The organism is Lactobacillus amylolyticus DSM 11664, from assembly GCF_000178475.1.
In the GTDB taxonomy this organism is placed as follows: Bacteria; Bacillota; Bacilli; order Lactobacillales; family Lactobacillaceae; genus Lactobacillus; species Lactobacillus amylolyticus.
Genome location: NZ_ADNY01000006.1, coordinates 1 through 5,210, shown reverse-complemented (window position 1 = coordinate 5,210; position 5,210 = coordinate 1). Strand labels below are relative to the sequence as shown.

At 51.3% G+C, this 5,210-nt stretch carries 2 tRNA genes and 3 rRNA genes; all 5 read left to right on the top strand.

Annotated features, from left to right (window positions below):
• Positions 1–122: 122 nt before the first annotated feature.
• Positions 123–1,686: ribosomal RNA gene (locus HMPREF0493_RS00600) — 16S ribosomal RNA — on the top strand.
• 132 nt (positions 1,687–1,818) lie between these two features.
• A tRNA-Ile gene (locus HMPREF0493_RS00595) sits at positions 1,819–1,893 on the top strand.
• 56 nt (positions 1,894–1,949) lie between these two features.
• Positions 1,950–2,022: transfer RNA gene (locus HMPREF0493_RS00590), tRNA-Ala, on the top strand.
• 113 nt (positions 2,023–2,135) lie between these two features.
• Positions 2,136–5,034: ribosomal RNA gene (locus HMPREF0493_RS00585) — 23S ribosomal RNA — on the top strand.
• A gap of 59 nt (positions 5,035–5,093) precedes the next feature.
• A 5S ribosomal RNA gene (gene rrf, locus HMPREF0493_RS00580) occupies positions 5,094–5,210 on the top strand.
• Together the 16S, 23S and 5S rRNA genes with 2 tRNA genes alongside form the textbook arrangement of a ribosomal RNA operon.

Sequence of the window (5,210 nt, the reverse complement as noted above, 5' to 3'; positions counted from 1 at the left end):
TAGTACTTTGAAAACTGAACAAAGTTTCGCTAAAAGTGTGCGGGTGTAAAAACCCAAACAAAAAGCGAAGTCAATTCGCAAGCAATAAATTTTGAGACAAAGATCTTAAAAACGATTATTTAAAAAATGAGAGTTTGATCCTGGCTCAGGACGAACGCTGGCGGCGTGCCTAATACATGCAAGTCGAGCGAGCAGAACTAACAGATCTACTTCGGTAGTGACGTTTCGGAAGCGAGCGGCGGATGGGTGAGTAACACGTGGGTAACCTGCCCTTAAGTCTGGGATACCACTTGGAAACAGGTGCTAATACCGGATAACAACAAGTGCTGCATGGCACTTGCTTGAAAGGCGGCGCAAGCTGTCGCTAAAGGATGGACCCGCGGTGCATTAGCTAGTTGGTAAGGTAACGGCTTACCAAGGCAACGATGCATAGCCGAGTTGAGAGACTGATCGGCCACATTGGGACTGAGACACGGCCCAAACTCCTACGGGAGGCAGCAGTAGGGAATCTTCCACAATGGGCGAAAGCCTGATGGAGCAACGCCGCGTGAGTGAAGAAGGTTTTCGGATCGTAAAGCTCTGTTGTTGGTGAAGAAGGATAGAGGTAGTAACTGGCCTTTATTTGACGGTAATCAACCAGAAAGTCACGGCTAACTACGTGCCAGCAGCCGCGGTAATACGTAGGTGGCAAGCGTTGTCCGGATTTATTGGGCGTAAAGCGAGCGCAGGCGGAGAAATAAGTCTGATGTGAAAGCCCTCGGCTTAACCGGGGAATTGCATCGGAAACTGTTTTTCTTGAGTGCAGAAGAGGAGAGTGGAACTCCATGTGTAGCGGTGGAATGCGTAGATATATGGAGGAACACCAGTGGCGAAGGCGGCTCTCTGGTCTGTAACTGACGCTGAGGCTCGAAAGCATGGGTAGCGAACAGGATTAGATACCCTGGTAGTCCATGCCGTAAACGATGAGTGCTAAGTGTTGGGAGGCTTCCGCCTCTCAGTGCTGCAGCTAACGCATTAAGCACTCCGCCTGGGGAGTACGACCGCAAGGTTGAAACTCAAAGGAATTGACGGGGGCCCGCACAAGCGGTGGAGCATGTGGTTTAATTCGAAGCAACGCGAAGAACCTTACCAGGTCTTGACATCTAGCGCAATCCGTAGAGATACGGAGTTCCCTTCGGGGACGCTAAGACAGGTGGTGCATGGCTGTCGTCAGCTCGTGTCGTGAGATGTTGGGTTAAGTCCCGCAACGAGCGCAACCCTTGTCATTAGTTGCCAGCATTAAGTTGGGCACTCTAATGAGACTGCCGGTGACAAACCGGAGGAAGGTGGGGACGACGTCAAGTCATCATGCCCCTTATGACCTGGGCTACACACGTGCTACAATGGGCAGTACAACGAGAAGCAAGCCTGCGAAGGCAAGCGAATCTCTGAAAGCTGTTCTCAGTTCGGACTGCAGTCTGCAACTCGACTGCACGAAGCTGGAATCGCTAGTAATCGCGGATCAGCACGCCGCGGTGAATACGTTCCCGGGTCTTGTACACACCGCCCGTCACACCATGGGAGTCTGCAATGCCCGAAGCCGGTGGCCTAACCTTCGGGAAGGAGCCGTCTAAGGCAGGGCAGATGACTGGGGTGAAGTCGTAACAAGGTAGCCGTAGGAGAACCTGCGGCTGGATCACCTCCTTTCTAAGGAAGCAGCGGATATGGAGAGTAGAAATACTAAGAGAAGTATCCAAAGCAAGCGGAAGCACACTGAGAAACTTTGTTTAGTTTTGAGGGTATTACCTCAAAGATTTGAATAAACGCCAAGCGTTAGTCGGGCCTATAGCTCAGCTGGTTTAGAGCGCACGCCTGATAAGCGTGAGGTCGATGGTTCAAGTCCATTTAGGCCCATTGACATAACGAAAAATGAGAGTTATTGTTATGTCTGCCTATAAAAAATAATACTTGGGGGCTTAGCTCAGTTGGGAGAGCACCTGCTTTGCACGCAGGAGGTCATCGGTTCGAACCCGTTAGCCTCCATTGGATCGAGAGGTCCAGAGTTAGCACATTGAAAACTGAATACAATCCAAGCAAAAACCGAGACAATCAAAGAAGAGATTGAAGAGCGACCGAGAAGAGAGATTCTTGAGTAAGGTCAAGTAGAAAAGGGCGCACGGTGAATGCCTAGGCACTAGAAGCCGATGAAGGACGTAACGAACTGCGAAAAGCTTCGGGGAGCTGTAAGTAAGCTAAGATCCGGAGATGTCCGAATGGGGGAACCCGGTGCAGGAGATGCATCATTGCATGCTGTTAAGGCATGTAAGGGAAGACGCAGCGAACTGAAACATCTAAGTAGCTGCAGGAAGAGAAAGAAAAATCGATTTCCTTAGTAGCGGCGAGCGAAGAGGAAAGAGCCTAAACCCGTTGATTTATCAGCGGGGGTTGTAGGACTGCGCAAGGCAGCTCAAAGGATAGCAGAACTACCTGGGAAGGTAGGCCAGAGAGGGTGAGAGCCCCGTAAGCGAAATCCAGCGAGCGCCGGCAGGATCCTGAGTAGGGCGGAACACGAGGAATTCCGTTTGAATCCGCGAGGACCATCTCGCAAGGCTAAATACTAGCTAGTGACCGATAGTGAACCAGTACCGTGAGGGAAAGGTGAAAAGAACCCCGGAAGGGGAGTGAAAGAGAACCTGAAACCGTGTGCCTACAAGTAGTCAGAGCACATTAAAGTGTAATGGCGTGCCTTTTGTAGAATGAACCGGCGAGTTATGCTGTGCAGCGAGGTTAAGTCAGAAAAGACGGAGCCGGAGCGAAAGCGAGTCTGAAGAGGGCGAGAAGTTGTGCGGTGTAGACCCGAAACCAAGTGACCTACCCATGACCAGGTTGAAGGTGCGGTAAAACGCACTGGAGGACCGAACCCACGTAAGTTAAAAATTGCGGGGATGAGTTGTGGGTAGCGGTGAAATTCCAAACGAACTTGGAGATAGCTGGTTCTCTCCGAAATAGCTTTAGGGCTAGCCTCGTGGAGAGGATAATGGAGGTAGAGCTCTGTTTGGACAAGGGGCCCGTCAGGGGTTACTAAATCCAGATAAACTGCGAATTCCAGATATCCATACACGGGAGTCAGACTGCGAGTGATAAGATCCGTAGTCGAAAGGGAAACAGCCCAGATCACCAGTTAAGGTCCCCAAATCTATGCTAAGTGGAAAAGGATGTGGAGTTGCGTAGACAACTAGGACGTTGGCTCAGAAGCAGCCATCATTCAAAGAGTGCGTAATAGCTCACTAGTCGAGTGGCTCTGCGCCGAAAATTTACCGGGGCTAAGCATAGTACCGAAACTGTGGACGTGTTTTAAAGAGCACGTGGTAGGAGAGCGTTCTAAGAGCGGAGAAGTCTGATCGAGAGGACAGATGGAGCGCTTAGAAGTGAGAATGCCGGTATGAGTAGCGAAAGATAGGTAAGAATCCTATCCGCCGGAAGACTAAGGTTTCCTGGGGCAGGCTCGTCCGCCCAGGGTAAGTCGGGACCTAAGGCAAGGCCGAGAGGCGTAACCGATGGATAACAGGTAGAGATTCCTGTACTGCGTTTAATCGTTAAGAGCGAAGGAGGGACGCAGGAGGCGAAGCACGCATGGCGCTGGAAGGCCATGTTCAAGCGATAAGCCTGGGAGCGAGTAAAATGCTTGCTTCTAAGGGCAAGTCGTGAGGAGGAGCGAAGTTAAAGTAGCGAAGGTGCAAGAGTCACACTGCCAAGAAAAGCTTCTAGCCAGAGAGAACGTACCCGTACCGCAAACCGACACAGGTAGTCAAGTGGAGAACACTAAGGTGAGCGAGAGAACTCTCGTTAAGGAACTCGGCAAAATGACCCCGTAACTTCGGGAGAAGGGGTGCTGATCGAGAGATCAGCCGCAGAGAATAGGCCCAAACAACTGTTTATCAAAAACACAGGTCTCTGCAAAGTCGTAAGACGACGTATAGGGGCTGACACCTGCCCGGTGCTGGAAGGTTAAGAGGAGTGCTTAGCTTCGGCGAAGGTACGAATTTAAGCCCCAGTAAACGGCGGCCGTAACTATAACGGTCCTAAGGTAGCGAAATTCCTTGTCGGGTAAGTTCCGACCTGCACGAAAGGTGTAATGATTTGGGCACTGTCTCAACGAGAGACTCGGTGAAATTATAATACCCGTGAAGATGCGGGTTACCCGCGACAGGACGGAAAGACCCCATGGAGCTTCACTGTAGCTTGATATTGAGTATCTGTTAAACATGTACAGGATAGGTAGGAGCCAGAGAAGGTAGGACGCTAGTCTTACTGGAGGCGATGTTGGGATACTACCCTTGTTTGATGGATGCTCTAACCTAGGCCCGTAAGCCGGGCCAGGGACAGTGTCAGGTAGGCAGTTTGACTGGGGCGGTCGCCTCCTAAAGTGTAACGGAGGCGCTCAAAGGTTCCCTCAGAATGGTTGGAAATCATTCGCAGAGTGTAAAGGTATAAGGGAGCTTGACTGCGAGAGAGACAGCTCGAGCAGGGACGAAAGTCGGACTTAGTGATCTGGTGGTACCGTATGGAAGGGCCATCACTCAACGGATAAAAGCTACCCTGGGGATAACAGGCTTATCTCCCCCAAGAGTTCACATCGACGGGGAGGTTTGGCACCTCGATGTCGGCTCGTCGCATCCTGGGGCTGAAGTTGGTCCCAAGGGTTGGGCTGTTCGCCCATTAAAGCGGCACGCGAGCTGGGTTCAGAACGTCGTGAGACAGTTCGGTCCCTATCCGTCGTGGGCGCAGGAAATTTGAGAGGAGCTGTCCTTAGTACGAGAGGACCGGGATGGACGCACCGCTGGTGTACCAGTTGTCTTGCCAAAGGCATCGCTGGGTAGCTATGTGCGGAAGGGATAAGCGCTGAAAGCATCTAAGTGCGAAGCCCCCCTCAAGATGAGATTTCCAATGCGAAAGCAGTAAGACACCTCAGAGACGATGAGGTAGATAGGCTGGGAGTGGAAGTTCTGCGAAGAATGGAGCGGACCAGTACTAATCAGTCGAGAACTTGACCAAAGCTCAGAGGTTGGAGCTTGGAATGTATTTAGTTTTGAGCGTGGAAGCTCAAGAAAGAGTACGGTGGCGATAGCAAGAAGGATACACCTGTTCCCATGCCGAACACAGAAGTTAAGCTTCTTAACGCCGAGAGTAGTTGGTGGGAAACTGCCTGCGAGGGTAGGCAGCTGCCGTGC